This window comes from Marinactinospora thermotolerans DSM 45154 (genome assembly GCF_900167435.1).
GTDB lineage: Bacteria > Actinomycetota > Actinomycetes > Streptosporangiales > Streptosporangiaceae > Marinactinospora > Marinactinospora thermotolerans.
This window is the reverse complement of the sequence record NZ_FUWS01000003.1, coordinates 352,653-368,798: the sequence shown is the minus strand read 5'-3', so window position 1 is coordinate 368,798 and position 16,146 is coordinate 352,653. Positions and strand designations below refer to the sequence as shown.

7 protein-coding genes and 1 pseudogene are annotated in these 16,146 nt (G+C 73.9%); 1 reads left to right on the top strand and 7 read right to left on the bottom strand.

Features of this window, described 5'->3' with window-relative positions; translation table 11 throughout:
* Positions 1 to 6,528, bottom strand: a complete 6,528-nt coding sequence (locus B5D66_RS07185; RefSeq protein WP_078760846.1) for a non-ribosomal peptide synthetase — start codon at positions 6,526 to 6,528, stop codon at positions 1 to 3.
* Positions 6,529 to 6,657: 129 nt separating this feature from the next.
* On the opposite strand from B5D66_RS07185, the gene B5D66_RS07180 reads away from it, so the two are divergent.
* Entirely contained in the window at positions 6,658 to 8,310 is a 1,653-nt protein-coding gene (locus B5D66_RS07180; RefSeq protein ID WP_078760845.1) for a (2,3-dihydroxybenzoyl)adenylate synthase, read from the top strand.
* Positions 8,311 to 9,064: 754 nt separating this feature from the next.
* Here the strand turns inward: B5D66_RS07180 and B5D66_RS07175 are convergent.
* The 6 genes and pseudogenes from B5D66_RS07175 to B5D66_RS07150 form a co-directional block, all read right to left on the bottom strand.
* Complete coding sequence (locus tag B5D66_RS07175) at positions 9,065 to 9,733, bottom strand: isochorismatase family protein (protein ID WP_078760844.1); 669 nt, start codon at positions 9,731 to 9,733, stop codon at positions 9,065 to 9,067.
* Between the two features lie 94 nt (positions 9,734 to 9,827).
* Positions 9,828 to 10,619, bottom strand: a complete 792-nt coding sequence (locus B5D66_RS07170; RefSeq protein WP_078760968.1) for a 2,3-dihydro-2,3-dihydroxybenzoate dehydrogenase — start codon at positions 10,617 to 10,619, stop codon at positions 9,828 to 9,830.
* A 545-nt stretch (positions 10,620 to 11,164) separates the two neighbouring features.
* Positions 11,165 to 12,439, bottom strand: coding sequence for a 3-phosphoshikimate 1-carboxyvinyltransferase (gene aroA, locus B5D66_RS07165; protein WP_078760843.1), 1,275 nt, complete (start codon positions 12,437 to 12,439; stop codon positions 11,165 to 11,167).
* A gap of 268 nt (positions 12,440 to 12,707) precedes the next feature.
* Positions 12,708 to 13,350, bottom strand: a pseudogene (locus tag B5D66_RS07160) (transposase).
* 27 nt (positions 13,351 to 13,377) lie between these two features.
* Entirely contained in the window at positions 13,378 to 13,956 is a 579-nt protein-coding gene (locus B5D66_RS07155; protein WP_144390012.1) for a hypothetical protein, read from the bottom strand.
* Positions 13,957 to 14,435: 479 nt separating this feature from the next.
* Positions 14,436 to 15,776: an NsdA family TPR-like regulatory protein gene (locus B5D66_RS07150; protein WP_144390010.1), complete on the bottom strand. Its 1,341-nt coding sequence runs from the start codon at positions 15,774 to 15,776 to the stop codon at positions 14,436 to 14,438.
* Positions 15,777 to 16,146: the final 370 nt, after the last annotated feature.

Here is a 16,146-nt window from a genome sequence, read left to right as displayed (position 1 = left end):
TCAGATCACGCCGGTCTCCCCCCGGTCGCCTCCGGCGCCGCGGACCCTGGCGGCGAGCGCGGCGAGGGTGGGGGCGGCCAGGAAGGAACGGGTGGGGACCTCCACGCCGAGGACGGCGCGCACGGTGGTGATCATCCGGATGGCCAGCAGGCTGGTGCCGCCCAGCGTGAAGAAGTTGGCCTCGCGGTCGGCGACCGGCACCCCGACCAGCTCGCTCCACACCCGCGCGATCTCGCGTTCGACGTCGTCGCCCAGCGGTGCCGCGGCGGTCGGGGGGAGCGGGCCGGCCGCGCCGGCGCGTTCGGTGAGCGCGGCGAGGTCGACCTTGCCGTTGGCGGTGAGCGGCAATTCCGCCAGGACGTGGATCAGCGCGGGGACGGCGTGGGCCGGAACCCGGTCGGCCAGGTGCGCGGCGAGGTCGCCGGGGGCGACGTCGTCCCCGCGCGCGACGACGAAGGCGACGAGGCGACGCGCCTCGCGCGGACCCGAGGCGACCACGGCGGCCCGGCGCACGGCCGGGTGGTCCTCCAGCGCGGCCTCCACCTCGCCCGGTTCCAGGCGGTGACCGCCGATCTTGACCTGCCGGTCGGCGCGGCCGAGGAACTCCAGCAGGGCCCCCGGCCGGTAGCGGCCCAGGTCGCCGGTGCGGTACCAGCGCACCCCCTCGTCGGTCACGAACCTGTCGGCGGTGCGGTCGGGGTCGCCCCGGTAGCCCAGGGCCACCCCGGCGCCGCCGATCCACAGTTCTCCGGGCACCCACTCGGGGCAGTCGCGGCCGTGCGGATCGACGACGCGGTAGCGCTGGTTGCGCAACGGGCGCCCATAGGGGACCGAGGGCCACCCCTCGGGGGCGTGCCCCCCGTCGAAGGCGTTGGACCAGATCGCCGCCTCGGTGGCCCCGCCCAGCGCGACGAGGCGGACGCGCCCGCCGGTGGCCTCGCGCAGCCGCGGCGCCAGGTCGGTGCCCACCCAGTCGCCGGAGACCAGGGCCAGGCGCAGGTCCGGGGGAACGGGGCCGTCCTGGGCGGCGAGCAGCAGCATGTCGAGCAGGGCGGGCACGGTGTTCCAGACGGTCACCCGGTGCCGTTCGGCCAGGTCGCGCCATCTGGCGGCGTCCCTGCGCTCCTCCTCGCCGGGCAGCACGAGCGCGCCCCCCGCGCCGAGCAGGCCGAACAGGTCGTAGACGGAGAGGTCGAAGTCGAGCGCGGACAGGGCGAACACCCGGTCGTCGGGGCCGACGCCGTAACGTTCGTTGATGTCGGTGACGGTGTTGAGGGCCGCCGCGTGGGTGACCTCCACCCCCTTGGGCTCCCCGCTGGAGCCCGAGGTGAAGATGACGTAGGCGGTGTCGTCGGGGTCGCGCCGGACCGGCGCCTCCAGCGGGGGTTCGCTCAGCAGCCGCGCGGGGGTGACGGTGCCGGGCGACGTCGCCTCCTCGGCGATGGCCAGCACGACGCCCGCGGCGCGGTGGATGCGCTCGCGCCGGCGCGCGGGCTGGTCGGGTCCCACCGGGACGTAGACGGCCCCGGCCGCCAGCGCGCCCAGGACGGCGCAGACCTGGTCGGCGCCCTTGGGCAGGCCGATCGCGACGGCCTGGCCGGGCTCCACGCCGGCGCGGCGCAGGCCCGCGGCCATGCGCAGGGCGCGTTCGACCAGTTCACCGTGGGTGAGCTCACCGTCGTCGGTGATGACGGCGGGGCGGGTGGCGCGCTGGTCGGCGCGGGCGAACACCGCGTCGTGCAGCAGGCCTCGGGGGGCCGGCCCCCTCGTGGCGTTGGCCTGCCGGCGCTCCTCGCGCTGCCGGGCGGGCAGGAGGTCCGGTGGCGCCGCGATCCGGCCGGTGCGCGCCAGGTGGCGCAGCGTCTCCAGGTAGGCGGCGAACATGGCGTCGAGGACGTCGGGGCGGAACAGCTCCTCCACCGCGTCCCAGTAGACCTGGAGGCCCCCCGCGATCTCCAGGACCTGGTTGTCGAGGTGGACCTGGGGCGACTGCGACAGTCCCCAGACCCGTTCGGGGAAGGCGGGCGGAAGGTCCATGGAGACGTCGCCGCCCAGGCCGAGGGAGCTGGTGAAGACGACGGGGACGCCGGTGTGGGCGACGCCGGTGCGCTGGGCGAGGTCGCGCAGCACCCAGGGGGCCGACGCCTCGCGGTGGTCGAGGTCGCGGCCGATGCGCCGTTGCAGGGAGCGGGTGGCGTCCAGCAGCTTCTCGCCGGGGTCGCGCCGGTAGGAGGTCAGCGACAGCGAGGTGAAGTCGCCCAGGACCCGGGAGATGTGGGGGTGGGTGTCGTGGCGGTTGAACAGGGTGAGGGTCAGGCTCAGGGCGGTCTGCCCGCTCCAGGCTCCCAGGACCTCGGCGTAGCAGGCGAGCAGCAGGGTCGACGGGGTGATCCCGGCGCCGCGGGCGAGGTCGGTGAGGGCGCGCCACTGCCCGGGGTCCAGGCGGGCGCTGCGCCGGGTGAAGCGGGGGGTGGCGACCGTCGCGGGGTCGGTGGCCAGGGGCAGGGCGGGCGGCGGCGGCAGTTGCACGGCGCGCTCGCGCCAGTAGTCGCGGGCGCGCTCCACGGCCGCGGGGTCGTCGTGGACCTGGGTGACGTAGTCGCGGAAGGTCACGTCGATCGGGTCGAGGACGGTGTCGGGGTCGGTGTAGAGGCGGCCCAGCTCGGTGTAGAGCGTCATGATGCTCAGCGCGTCCAGGACGAGGTAGTCCAGGCCGACCCCCAGGCGGGTGCGCTCGACGCCGTCGCGGACGTAGCGGACGGCGCGCAGGTCGAACAGGGGCCAGCGGCCGGGCTCGAAGACGCGGTGGGCCATCTCCTCGCGCAGCGCGGCCAGGGCGTGGCCGGGGTCGCCGGGCCCCGCCTCGGTGACGGGGATACGGACGTGGGGCACCTCGGGCAGGACGCGCTGGCGGCCGTCGTCGTCGAAGACCGCCCGCAGCATCCCGTGCCGGCGGACCAGGACGTTCCAGGCGTGTTCCAGCCGGTCCAGGTCCACCTCGGCGCCGTCGAACTCGGTGTAGTGGTGGGTGCCGACGCCACCGAGCGGGAGTTCGGGGCTGCGCCCGGTCAGGTAGGCGCGCTGCACCTCGGTGGGCGGGAACGGGTCGTGGGCGTGGTCGGGGTCCGGTTCGACCCGGGCCGCGCGCCGGCCCTCGACCTGGGGGGCGAGGGCGGCGGCGAAGTCGCGCAGGACGGGGGAGGCGAACAGGCGGCCGACGCCGGCGTCGGCGTAGCCCTCCTCCCGCAGCGCCGCGACCACCCGCGTGGCCAGCAGTGAATCGCCGCCCAGAGCGAAGAAGTCGTCGTCGCGCCCCACCCGCGACCGGCCGAGCAGGTCAGCCCACACCCGGGCGACGGCGGCCTCGACCGGGCCGGAGGGCGCCGCCGAGGGGGTGGTGGCCGCGTCCGCGCGGGCGCGCACCGCGCGGACGACGGCGGCGCGGTCGGGCTTGCCGTTGGCGGTCAGGGGGATCTCGGGCAGGGTGACGATCCGCTCGGGCAGCATCGACGCGGGCAGCAGGGAACCGGCGTGGCCGGCCGCCGCGGCGGCCGGGTCGCCCGTGGCGTCGGGGGCCGCGGTGACGGCCGCCACCAGGCGCGGCGCGGGGTCGGGCAGCACCAGCGCGACCGCGCCGGCGATGTCGGGGTGGGCGGTCAGGGCGGCCTCGACCTCGCCGAGCTCGACGCGCACGCCGCGGACCTTGACCTGGTGGTCGGCGCGGCCGAGGAAGTCCAGCGTCCCGTCGGGCAGGCGGCGGACCAGATCGCCCGTGCGGTACCAGCGCCGTCCGTCGCGCACGACGAACCGGTCGGCGGTCGTGTCGGGGTCGCCGCGGTAGCCGAGGGCCAGTCCGGCGCCGCCGACCCACAGCTCCCCCACGGCGTGGTCGGGGCGGTCGCGCTCGCGCGCGTCCACGACCCGGCAGGCCACCCCCGGCAACGGCCGTCCCCACGGGATCGAGCGCCACGCGGGGTCGACCCGCTCCACCTCTTGGAGGGTGGAGTGGATGGCGGCCTCGGTCATGCCGCCCAGGGCGAGGAAGCGGCAGCCGGGGGCGAGCGCGCCCAGCCGGCCGGGCAGGTCCACGCCGACCCGGTCGCCGCCGAGCAGGACCGCGCGCAGCGGCGGCATCGGCGCCATGTCGGCCTCGGCCGCCGACAGCAGCAGGTCGAGCAGCGCGGGGACACAGTTGAGGATCGTCACGCCGCCGCGCGCGGCCGTGTCGGCCCATCGGGTGGCGTCGCGGCGGGCGTCGCCCTCGACGAGGACCGCGGCGCCACCGGCCGACAGCGGCGCGAACAGGTCGTAGACCGACATGTCGAAGTCGGGTTCGGCGAGGGCGAGCGTGCGGTCGGACGCGCCGAACCCGACGATCTCGGCGAGCACGTCGATGGTGTGGGCGGCGGCCCGGTGCGCCACCTCCACCCCCTTGGGCACCCCCGTGGACCCGGAGGTGAAGAGCACGTAGGCCACCGCGTCGGGGTCGGTGTCGCGGGGGGCGGCCAGGGGCGGGGCGGCCAGGGCGTCGGCGACGGCGAGGACCGGCGGCGCGTCGTCCCCCTCGCCGGGGGCGTGGGCGTCTTGGGCCAGGACGAGTCCGGCGCCCCCGACGCCGATGACGCGCGCGCGGCGCGCGGGAGGCTGCTCCCGGCCCACCGGAAGGTAGGCGCATCCGGCGGCCAGGACCCCCAGCACCGCGGCGACCTGGTCGAAGCCCCTAGGCAGGTCGACCGCGACGGTGCCGCCCACCGGCAGCCGCGCCGCGACGGCGCCGGCGACGCGCAGGGCCCGCGCGGCGAGCTCCCCGTAGGACAGGGTGGTGCCGTCCGAGGCGACCAGCGCGGTGGCGTCGGGGGCGCGGCGGGCGTGGGAGAAGAACCTCCCGTGCAGCGGACGCGCCTGCGGGAGCGGGGAGGACGCGCCGACGATCTCGGGACGGCCCGGCGTGGTGAAGGGCCGCCGCCAGGTGTCGGGGTCGTCCACGAGCGCGTCGACGAGGTCGCGGTAGGCGGCGAACGCCGATTCCAAGACCCCCGGGGCGAAGACCTTCTCGCGCGCGTCCCAGTTGAGCAGCAGGCCGCCGTCCAACTCGGTCACCTGGGCGTCCAGCCACACCTGCGGCCCCTGGGAGATGATCCAGGTGGGCCGGCCGAAGCACTCCTGCACGGCGCGGGTGAACAGGGGGCCCAGGCCGATCGCGCTGGTGTAGACGACGGGGGCCAGGACGGGGGTACCGCCCGCGGCGCGGGCGAGGTCGCGCAGCACCTCGACACCGCTGTAGGCGCCGTGGCCGATGGCCTGGTGCAACTCGCGCTGGATCCGTTCGGCCCGCTCGGTGAAGGGGAGGTCGCCCTCGACGTCGGCGGCCAGCAGCACCGACCCGCTGAAGTCGCCGATGACCTGGTCGATGTCGGGGTGCAGGGGCGCGCGGTCGAACAGGGGCAGGTTGAGCAGGAAGCGGGGCGCGCCGCTCCAGCCGCCCAGCGCCTCGGCGAAGGCGGCGGCCAGCGCGGCGGCGGGGGTGACGCCTGCGGCGCGGGCGCGTTCGGTCAGCCGGCGCGCCCGTTCGGGGTCGAGCCGGTGGTGCAGGCGGGTGGAGCGGGCGTACTCCGAGCCGGCGGGGGTGGGCCGGGAGGCGTCGATCACGGTGGGCAGCTCGGGTGGGGCGGGCAGGTCGCCCAGCCGCCCGTGCCACCAGGCGCGGTCGCGTTGCCTGGCCGCGGTGTCGCGTGAGGCCCGTTCGGCCAGGTAGCGGGCGAAGCCGTACTCCAGGGGCGGCAGGGGGCGCCCGTCGTAGGCGGCCACGAGGTCGTCGAGCAGGACACGCAGGCTGAGCGCGTCGGCCACGATCATGTCGAGGTCGACGTGCAGCCGTGTCGCCCCGTCCGGCAGCAGGGACAGCGCGACGTCGAGGACCCGCCCCGAGGCGACGTCCATGCGCCGGTGGGTGGCGTCGTCCCGGATCGCGTCGAGGCGTTCTCGCACCGCCGCGGCCGGCAGGTCGCGCAGGTCGTGGACGGTGACGGGAACCGGGCCGCCCGGCGGGACGATCCGCTGACGCCCGTCGTCGAGGAAGCGCGCGCGCAGCATGGGGTGGCGTTCGACGACCGCGGCGACGGCGGCGGTGAGCCGGGCGGGCTCCACCCCGTGGCCGTCGAACTCGGTGTAGAAGTGCGCGGCGACCCCGCCCAGCGGCTGCTCGTCCTGGCGGCCGATCCAGTAGGCGTGCTGCATCGTGGCCAGTTCGAACGGCTCGTCCTCGGCCGGCGTCCGCGTGGTGGCCGGGGCCGGGGCGGGGGCGGTCTCCAGCAGTTCGGTCCAGGCCCGGACGGTGGGCTCGGCCGCGAGGTCCGCGAAGGTGATCTCGGCCCCCTGCTCGCGCCATGTCCCGGCGAGCCGGATCAGGCCGAGGGAGTCCAGACCGTGGTCGAAGAGGTCGTCGCCGTCGGCGAAGTCGTCCGTGCCGATGATCTCCGCGACCCTCGCGCGGACCTCTCCGGCGAAAGCCCGTCCCTGACCCGACACCGCCCACTCCCCTCAGTGCACGCCACTCACGAAAATGAAACTGATAACCGTTTTCATTATGCGGCATCATGTATAGCACTGCCGGCTTGTCCCAGTCGAGCCGGATTCGCGAAGAATCGGGAGATATGCATGAGAAGCGACGTGATCGGCTGGCCCGAGGAGACCGCGGCCGGATACCGGCGCGCCGGCTACTGGCGTGACCGCACCCTGGACGACCTGCTCCGGGAGCGCGCCGCCGAGCACGGCGACCGCACGGCGCTGGTCTCGGCATCCGGACGGCTGAGCTACGCCGACCTCGACGAGCGCGCCGGCCGGCTGGCCGCCGGGCTGGCCGGGCTCCCGATCCACCGGGGCGACCGGGTGCTGCTCCAGCTCCCCAACCGCGAGGAGTACGTGGTCACGCTCTTCGCCCTGCTGCGGATCGGCGCGCTGCCGATCCTGGCCCTGCCCTCCCTGGGCACGACCGAGCTGACCGCGCTGGCCCGGCTGTCCGGCGCCACCGCGCACGTCGTCGCCCAGGGGCGCGGACGCAACGACCCCCGGACGGGCGCGGCCGAGGTGGCGCGCGCCTGCCCGTCGCTACGCCACCTCGTCGTCGCGGGCGACCCCGGCCCCGGTGGGGGGCACTCCCTGGCCGCGCTGGAGCGGGCGGGCGCCGAGGCCCCCGCGGTCACGAGCGGAGCCGCGCCCGGTGACCCCGCCCTGCTACTGCTGTCGGGCGGCACCACGGGCACGCCCAAGCTCATCCCGCGCACCCACGCCGACTACGACTACAACGCCCGCGCCTCGGCCGAGGTCTGCGCCCTGGACGAGCACACGGTCTACCTCGCCGTCCTGCCGGTCACGCACAACTTCACGATGGTCTCGCCGGGGATCGTCGGTACCCTCGCCGCCGGCGGGACGGTGGTGCTGTGCCCCGACCCCAGCCCCACCACGGCCTTCACCTTGGTCGAGGCCGAGGGGGTGACGATCACCGCGCTCGTCCCGTCGCTGGTCCCCCACTGGCTCGACGAGGCCCGCCGCACCTCCCGCGATCTGAGCAGCCTGCGGGTCCTCCAGGTCGGCGGCTCCCGGCTGGACGACGCGACCGCGCGGCGGGTCGGGCCGGAACTGGGCTGCCGGCTCCAACAGGTGTTCGGCATGGCCGAGGGGCTGAACAACTACACCCGTCTGGACGACCCCGAGGAGGTCGTCTGTACGACCCAGGGCCGCCCGCTCTCCCCCGCCGACGAGATCCTCGTCGTCGACGAGGAGGGCCGTCCGGTCCCGCCGGGACACCCCGGCGAACTGCTGACCCGCGGCCCCTACACCCTGCGCGGCTACTACCGGGCGCCGGAACACGACCGCCTCTCCTTCACCCCCGACGGCTTCTACCGCACCGGCGACCTCGTGGTGCGCACGGCGCGCGGCGACCTCGTCGTGGTGGGCCGGATCAAGGACCAGGTCAACCGGGCCGGGGAGAAGATCGCGGCCATCGAGGTCGAGGAGCACCTGCTCGCGCTGCCCGACGTGCGCGCCGCCGCGCTGGTGGGCGTGCCGGATCCGCAGCTGGGCGAACGCTCGGTGGCGTTCCTGGAGACCGACGCGCCCTGCCCCTCACGCTCCGAGGTGCGCCGGCTGCTGCTGGAGCGCGGCCTGGCGGCGTTCAAGGTTCCCGACGAGGTGCGCGCGGTCCCCAAATTGCCCCTGACCGGGATCGGCAAGGTCGACAAGAGGCGGCTGCGCGCCGACGTCGCCGGCCTCACGCCGACGGTCCCCTCCCCCACGGCCGGCGCGGGGTGAGGCGGGCCTGATCCGCGCCTCCCCTCGCCCCCGGGGCGGGAGGGCGGCCGGTCACCTGACACGACCGGCCGCCCCTGTGAGACGTCCACGGGGACCCCGGCCGGGAGGAGGCGAGGAGCCCCACCGGGAAGAACGCCGGCCACGGGCGGGTCACCGCCCCTGGTCGGCCGCGCCGGATCGGCGCGGGTGGCGTGGCGGGGGCGGCCGGCGCGGTGATCGCGATGGCGCCGCCGCGCGGGGCGACACGCGGGCGGACGGCGGCGCCGGTGGACGCGCCCGAGGCGTGCCTCCGGGAGAGCCGGCGCCACCGGTCCCCGCGTCCGGGCGTGAGCGGCGAGGGGAACGGCGGCGGTGCCGAGGGCAGACGGCGGGCCGGACCCGTCCGGCGCGGCCCTGTGACGAGCCGGGAACCGTTGTGGTCGGCGGGGTCGCGCCGGAGCCGCCGCAACGGCGCCCTCACCGCTCCCTCGGCCCGACGATGGGGAACCATACGGTCGCGGTCGAGCGTGGGCGGGGCCGCTCGCCCGAACGGTCCACGGCACGGCCGGCGGCACGCCCGGCACGCCCCTCGCCCGAGACGGTGGGACGGGTCTCCCGCCAGGGCCGGCGGCCCCGCCCGAGACCCGCGCCGCGCCTCGGGGACGTGGATCCGGTCGGAAGGCACGACACGGTGACGCGACGGCGGCCCGGTTCCCGAGGAGGCGGAACCGGGCCGCCGCCGCGCGTGGCCCGCCGTGGACGGGCCTGCTCTGCGTCAGCCGTCGAGGGCGGCCAGCGCCGCGCGGGTGCTCATCGGGACGGCACAGCGGCGCGCGGCATAGGACAGCGCCATCGCGTGGTCCTCCGCGGAGAAGTCGGCGACCGCGTCGGCCACGACGAACGTCTCGATGTCGCGCATGAAAGCGTCGCAGGCCGTCATGAGCACGCCGATGTGGGCGTAGACACCGCAGATGACCAGCTGGTCGCGTCCCATGCGGCGCAGCACGCCCTGGAGGTCGCTGCGCGCGAAGGCGCTGTAGCGGTGCTTGGCCAGCACGGTGTCTTCCGGCGCCGGCGCCAGCTCCTGCGGGATGGAGGTGTGGGCGGCCTCGTCGCGCAGCCCCTCGCCCCAGAAATCACGCAGCAGGCCGCGCCGGGCCGGTTCCTGGGAGCCCGGCTGTACGGTGTAGATCCGTGGCACCCCGTGGCGGGCGCTGCCCTCCAGCAGCGCGGCGATGTTGGCGGTCAGCTCCGGGATCGGCTCGGCGTCGCGCTGGAAGGCGTTGAGGAAGTAGTTCTGCATGTCGTGGACCAGGAGCGCGCACCTGTCGGTGTCGATGCTCCATCCGACACGTGGGGCCGGGATGTCGTCCTCGGCGGGCATGGGGTAGGCGGCGATGCCCGGCAGCGCCGACGAGTGATCGCTCCCTGATCGGGGTGTCATGGGTTCCTTCCATCGATGGGTACGGTCGCGGACCGTGGACGCCGCGGTCCGGCACGGCGGTGGGACCGGGGGTGCTTCAGCCGCTCGCCTCCCGTCAGAGGCCGAGCCCCACTCCCCCGTCGACGTGCAGGTCGTGCATGGTGATGTGGCGCGCCTGCGGGGAGAGGAGGAACAGGACCGCGGCGGCGATGTCGGCGGGGTCGGCGATACGCCCCAGGGGGATGCCCACCCGGAAGCGTTCGGGGGCGCCGGCGACGGAACCGGCGCCGCCGTCGTCGCCCCACAGCAGCCGCCGCATCGGGGTGTCGGTCGAGCCCGGCGAGACGACGTTGCATCTGACGCCGTGGGGGGCCAGTTCCAGGCCGAGGCACATGGTGAAGCGCGCCGCCGCGGCCTTGGTCGCGGCGTAGGCCGCCATGTCGATGCGGGCGATGCGGGCGGCGTCGGAACCGACCGTGACGATCGCCCCCGAGCGGCGCGGGACCATCCGTCGGGCCACGGCGGTGGAGACGTTGACCACGCCGAGGGTGTTGACCTCGAAGGCGGTGCGCCAGGCGTCCTCGGCCGGTTCCAGGGCCGAACCCGGCGACAGGATGCCGGCCACGTTGACGGCCGAGGTCAGGGGGCCGGCCTGCGCCTCCGCCCGGGCCACGGCCTCCTCGACGGCGACGCGGTCGGCGACGTCGACGGAAAAGGGCAGCACCTCGGCGCCCTCCTCAGCGAGGGAGGCGGCGAGCTCCCGGACGCCGTGGCCGTCGCGGTCGAGGGCCGCCACGGCCGCACCGCGCGCGACGAGACCGCGGACGACGGCCGCGCCGATCCCACCACAGGCGCCGGTCACCAGCGCGACCTGACGCGCGCCGGGCTCTTCCACCTGCTCGCCCATCGCGGACGGCACCGCCCCTCACTCACCACCAAAACGCGACAAAGATAATCATTTTCAATATTTACCGTCAAGGCGACACTCCGTCGGCCCTCGGCGATGGCGCCCACCGATCCTCTCGGGACGGGATCCCCGGCGATAACGGTCACGGCCCCGATCCCGGGAGGCGGTGACGTCCGCCCCTCGATGGACCCCGCGACGGCGGCCGTCCCCGCCCACGCGCCGAACGACTCAGAGATCCGGACATCCGAGACGGGCCGCCCCGCGACGGAGCCACGGGGCGGCGACCCGCCAAAGGACGCCGGTCACCGGGACGGTCCCCGGCCGTTGAGAGCGGGACGATCGCCCCGAAGCGGCGGGGTCCATACGCCACGGCCAGACGACACGCGGCCCCGGCGACCGGATCGGAACCGACAAGGACCCCGCCCCGGGCGAAGGGAAGCGCGCACCCCTCGACGTCCCCGCCTTCGGCGCCCACCGTCATGGCCGTGCCACCTCACGCGGGGCCGGGGGCGAGAACGCCGCGGTCACGGTCGCCCGAACGGGTCTTAGCCGTCGGCCGGGGCGCACGCCCCCGCCCCGGCCACGCCCACCAGGTCCTCGGCGAAGCCGGGATAGGAGGTGGCCACCGCCTCCCACCCCGCGATCGCGGTGTCGCCCTCGGCGCGGGCGATGGCGGCCACCGCGGCGGCCATCGCGATGCGGTGGTCGCCGCGGGAGTCCACCTCGGCCGGGGTGAACGCCGGACGGCCGTGGATCACCATCCCGTCAGGGCGTTCCTCGGCCGCCACCCCGAAGGCGCGCAGCATCGCCACCGTGGAGGCGATCCGGTCGGACTCCTTGACCCGTAGCTCCGCCGCGCCGGAGATGATCGTGGACCCCTCGGCCGCGGCGGCGGCCACGGCCAGGATCGGGATCTCGTCCACCACGCCGGGAACATGGGACGCCTCCAGGTCGGCCCCGCGCAGCCTGGACGCGCGCGCCCGCACCGTCCCCGTCGCGGGGTCCACGTCCAGGTCGGCCCCCATCCGCGACAGCACGTCGAGGAACCCGGCACGGCCATGCCCCAGGTACAGGCCCGGGACCTCGACCTCGCCGCCGAGCAGGCCGGCCACCACCCAGAACGCCGCCTGCGACGGATCTCCCGGCACGGCGACGTCGGTGGCCGTGAGCGGCCCGGGATGGACGGTCACCCGCTCCTCCCGCACCTCGACCCGGACGCCGAAGGCGGTGAGCATCTCCTCGGTGTGGCGACGGGTCGGATGGGGTTCGATCACCGTGGTGGACCCCTGCGCGGACAGGCCGGCCAGCAGGAGACTGGACTTGACCTGGGCCGAGGCCACCGGGGAGGCGTAGGTGATGCCGCGCAGGCCGCCCCCGCGCACCACCAGCGGGGCGACCCTGCCGTTCTCCCTGCCGTCGACGTGGGCCCCCATCCGCCGCAGTGGCACCGCGATCCGGTCCATGGGGCGGCGGCGCAGGTACCGGTCGCCGGTCAGCACGCTCACCCCGTCGATGCCCGCGCACATCCCCGCCAGGAGGCGGATGCCCGTCCCGGCGTTACCGCAGTCGAGCACGTCGTCGGGTTCGCGCACTCCGCCCTCGACCCGCACCAGCGCGCCGTCCACCGTGATGTCCGCGCCCATCCGGACCAGGGCGCGACGGGTGGCGGCGACGTCCTCCCCGCCGGACAGCCCGCTGATCGTGCTGACGCCCTCCGCGAGGGAGGACAGGATCAGCGCCCGATGCGACACCGACTTGTCCCCCGGCACCCGGACCACGCCTTTGACCTCACGGATCCCGCTCACCCTCAGCCGGCCCATGACCGCCCTCTCCCCTCACGACGATCCGACGGTCCCCACGCTAACGATCCTCCGCCGTCCACAGCGGGGTTTCGCCTGGATAGGTCACGGGAGATCCCGAGGAGGCGGCGTCCCTGCCCCGTTGCGGGCAGGGACGCCGCCCGGCGCCACGCCCCGGCGGCCGGGCCGAGTCCCGCCCGTAGGACCTGGGGTGGGCCGTGAACACCCGGAAGGCGCTGCCGGAGGCCCGCTGCATCGGCTGTGCTCGGCCGCCGTGTGTCCTGCTCGTTCATCCGGCGAGAGTGAGGTTGTACAGGCCGGCGATGCCGCGCATGGCGTGGTGGACTCCGTCGCCTTTGAGGCGACGGTCGCGGAGGACCTTCCCGGTCTTCATGCGGGTGAATGCGTGCTCGATGCGGGCCTGGACCTGCTTGGTGGGACTTGTCGGGTGCCTGCTTCCAGCCGGAGGCTCCTCGCCATTGCGGCGGTGGTGAGGCATCACGGGGCCAGTGCCCGGGTGGTCGCCATCGGCGATCGTCCTGGTGTTGCCGACGGCGGCCTTGACCCTGGACTCCTCCCCGGCTTTGCCGTCACCGCGATCGCCGGGAAGCGGGCGGCCGACCACGACGACGAGCCGGGTACCGGCGTCGATGACGATCTGGTGGTTCGCGGAGTAGCGGTAGTTCTTCGGCTGCTCAGCGCCGGTGTGGTCACGAGTGGGCACCAGGGCGCCGTCCACGATGAACACGGCATCCTTGGTGAACCGCTTGCGGGGCTGATCCAAGGACCAGGCCCCACGGTCGCCCCTTACCGACCATGTCCGCTCTGTCGCCTCGCAGCGTGGTCACCGGCTTGCCGAAGGCACACGTGAACGGGGCTGTCCAGGACGGCTCCGACGCCGTGATCACATCGTCCCGGCCGAGAGCACTCAGCCGAGAATGGCGGTCGCGGGAGAATCCCTAGCTCTCCTTTTCATGTCCTCCGTTGTCGCGGAGCCGTCGAAGGGCCAGGGCGTAAGTGATGACAGTGATCAATCCGGCGGCGAGTCCACCGAGCGCGATGGGCCGGATGTAGTCGTCTTGAGTACAAGAGACGTCGATCGGCGCCGCTCCTGCCCATGGCCCCACACACCCGATATCGAAGTATTCCGTGATGTGTACGGTCGCTACACCGCCGAGGAAGAACGCGGCGGCGAACAGCACCATCCCGAGAAGTGTGACGAGCATTCCGGCAAGCAGATCGAGGGTCGCTTTCCTGCTCGGTCGGCTGCGGATCCGCCGCAGGATGACGACGTAAGAGGTGATGGCGAACAGACCGCTCAGGAGCCCTATGGACAAGACGGGAATCACGTATCCCATATTGTCGCAAGCCATTTCATGTGGCGCCGCACCTGTCCATGGCCCTGCGCAACCGAAATGGAAGTACTTCATGATCCTGAAGACCACGGCGCCGCCGATGAGCACGGTAGAAACGAACAACGCCAAGCCCAGAAGCACCTTGGCCAGGCCCACGAGCAGATTGCAAATCAGGTCCTTCATCAGGCGGCTTCTCCTTGAGGAGGCCGACACCCGCGTGAGGGCGTCGGCCTGGATTTCAGTGGTCAACAGGCTCAGGAGCACCTGACGCTCGATGACGTCATCCCGATCCTCCCATTTGTCGGGGCCTGATCGACGAGTTGCCTGTTGCCCAGCTGCCGGGAACGCCGTACATGAACTCGTCGGCCCCGGAGTTGGCGGGTTTGCTCCGGTCCAACGTTGCGCCGATGCACAGCGGGGTCAGGTTCGCATCATTGTCTGTGGCGAGGCCGGCAGCCACAGAGTCATCGTTGAGTTGTAAGCCAACACACCAAGACTCAGTGACGCCAGGACAGTTGTTGTCGGCACGTTGCACCGAGAGCGCGATCTGGTCGGCAGCAGAGGTGCCGGTGTTGGCACCGATGGCGACGTGGCACTTGTAGCGCTCCGACGGCGCACAGGATGCCCCAGCGCAATTCGGTTCCAGACAGGTCACCCCTGGTCTACACCAGGCCGTCCATCCTGCGGGACAGGGCCGCCGCGGCGGCGTTGCCCGGGTGCCGTTTCACGCTGCGCCGGATCCTGCCCAGGGCGGTGTCGGCGCGCCCCGACGACAGGTACGGGTAGTCATCGAGGAAGTCATGCCACGTCTGGCAGGCCGCTTCCAGGTGACCGGCCCGGAACCGGTAGTCGCCCAGGAGCGCCGTCGACAACGCGCGGGACCGTCGTTCTTGTGCCGGGCGGCGCCTGTTCGACACGGTCATGGCCTTCACCGCGCCATCGACATCGCCGAGGTGGGCACGCAGGTGGGCCTCCTGGAAGGAGAAAGCCGCGTGGTGGTAGGACCCGAAGGTCTCGGCCGGGCTGGTGGCCGACTCCAGGTCGCGTTCCGCCTCGCCGAGGGAGGCGACGGCGGAACGGCGATCGCCGAGCGCGGCCTGGGCCACGGCCCTCTGGCCGGCCAGGAAGGCGCGCATCCGTGGCTGCGCGGCGCTCTTCGCCGCGGACTCGGCGGCTTCCACGAGGTGCAGTGCCTCGCCGTGGTGGCCGAGGGCGCTGGCCTGGATGCTCATGCCACGCAGCACCGTGGCGTAGGTCAGCGGGTCGCCGGCCTCTGCGGCGAGGCCGAGCGCCTGAAGGTAGTAGCGCTCCGCGAGACCGTGGGCTTCGTCGTCCCAGGCCATGAAGCCGGCGAGGTAGAGGAACTCAGCGGCGGCGGCGTGCAGCCGCGCCCGGTTCTCGGGTGAGGCGTCGGCCCGCAGCCACCGGGTGAGGTCGTTGGTGATGTAGGCGGCCATGGCTGCGCGGGCGTGCCCACCGCCGAACTTGTCGTCGAGGGTGGAGAACGCCTCGGCCATCGTCGAGACGGCCTCGATCTCTCCGGGGCCGACACGCCCGAGCGTGGCCTTAGGGGCGTGTTGGGACCGATCCGCGATCTCCTGCCAGTTCGGGATGGCGACCAGGGCGGCCAGGGAGTACACGCTGTGACGAAGGACGGTTCGACGGCTCACGTCCATCTCTGCTCTCCCCAGCTCCGCCAACGAGGCCACAACGTCACCGCGCCAATTCAGCCCGATCTCGTCAAGAGAAGGAGGTACGGCGAATCCAGTGTCCGTCGGTGTGAGTGGACGGCGCAACTGTCGGGCGAGTGCTTCGGCGATGGCATTCGGTACCTGGCCACGTGGCCGGACGCCGGACAGCCAGTGCGCGACCGATGTCCGGTCGTAGCGGAGGTCGAGTCCGGCCTCGGCACCCACCCGGTTCACCGCGCGCGCGAGCGCGTCGTAGGTCAGCTCGGCCTCGGCAAGAAGTGAGGCGAGCCGGGTGTTCGGCGTGCGCGGCATGGGGGGGCTCCGCTCTGGCAACCGTTCAACACGTTCAACAGGTTCGATAGCACACCCTCCTGCCCGCGGGTCGCCGTTTGCCCTGTACTGGTCACAGGCCCTGAGGCAAGCCCTACGGGGCCGCCGCAGCCGGTGCCCCTGTCCCCGGGGGCGGCTACGGCCTTGTCAGCGCGAAGGACGCCAAGGAGACGATGATGGAACCCCCTTCCCGAGGGCCTGCCCGGCCCTGCGCAGATCAACTCGCGGGAATGCCCGGTCGCCCTCCTGCCCTCACCACCCGGCTTCTCCAGGACGCTTTCCCTGCCTGGGTGATCCACCGCGACGGCGTCTCGTGGTGCGCGCGCGGCCCCGGCCAGTCCCTGACCGCCCC